General features: G+C 38.2%; 1 protein-coding gene. It reads left to right on the forward strand.

Annotated features, from left to right (window positions below; translation table 11 throughout):
- Positions 1-1,173, forward strand: a 1,173-nt coding sequence (locus tag VER_RS10045) for a putative porin (protein ID WP_162100685.1), incomplete at its 5' end; no start/stop codon positions are given.
- Positions 1,174-1,333 lie beyond the last annotated feature (160 nt).

Consider the following 1,333-nt stretch of genomic DNA (forward strand, 5'->3'; position numbering starts at 1 on the left):
GCATTCGCAGCTAACCCATTTTCCGATGTAACTCCTAACGATTGGGCATACCAGAGCGTAGCTCAATTAGCAGCAGCTGGTGTAATCAACGGTTACCCAGATGGCACTTTCAAAGGCCAGAACAACATCACTCGTTACGAAATGGCTCAAATGGTAGCTAAAGCTATGGCTAACGAAGCTCGTGCAAACGCTGAACAACAAGCTTTGATTAACCGTTTAGCTGACGAATTCTCCAGCGAATTAAACAACTTGGGCGTTCGTGTTGCTACTTTGGAAAACAAAGTTGGTAACGTAAAAGTTACTGGTGACGTTCGTCTTCGTTACCAAGATTTCGAACATGGTAAATCCAAATTTGATTACCGTGGTCGTATCCAATTCAATGCTACTGTAAACGATAACACTTCTGCTGTTGTTCGTATTACTACTGGTAACCATGAATTTGGTAACTCTTCTAACTCTCGCGTTGATGATAATGGTAATGTAATCAATAGTAATGAAGTAAGCTTTGATCGCGCTTATGTAGCTCATAAATTTGGTGAAGAAACTACTGCAGTAATCGGTCGTTTTGGTGCTTTCATTGGTGGTGGCTTAATTTATGATGATGCTTTTGATGGTGCTGCTGTTGCATATGACAATGGTAACTTCTCTGCAACTGCTGCTCATGGTTACTTTGTTGAAGGCGACTTCAAAGGTTTCTCTGAAGAAGATAACGCTACTGTAACCTTGTTACAAGCAAAAGGCAATTTAGGTGAACATGCTACTTTAGGCGGCTTCTACGCTTTTGGTAACAAAAACTTAGATGATGATATCTATGGTGGTCATTTAGATCTTAACTTTGATAAAGTATGGATTGGTGGCGAATATGCTACTTTCGATAAAGCAGATAATGGTGATGCTTGGGTAGCAGGTATTGGTTTTGGTAACTATGATATTAAAAAAGCTGGTACTTGGGGTGTTAAAGCACAATACTTTGATTTAGCAGAACAAGCACCTGTATTTAGCTCCACTTGGAACCAACCAGAAAACCGTGACTACAAAGCTTGGATGGCTACAGTAGATTACGCATTAGCTAATAATGTTGGTATTTCTGCATACTATGCATTCAATGCAGAAACACAAAATGGTAATGACTTACCTGATTACTATCGTGCAGAATTAAACTACAAATTCTAATTTCTAAATTAGATGATAGTTTAATCTAATCAAAATAAAAAAGGGGCTGTAACGAAATACAACTCCTAAAACTATTAATGCGGCTTGAAGATACATAAGCATCTTCAAGCCGCATTATTGCTATATTTATATAAGAAAAAAGGCTCTTTGTCAAATTTTG

It is taken from the genome of Veillonella sp. R32 (genome assembly GCF_010093125.1).
In the GTDB taxonomy this organism is placed as follows: Bacteria; Bacillota; Negativicutes; order Veillonellales; family Veillonellaceae; genus Veillonella_A.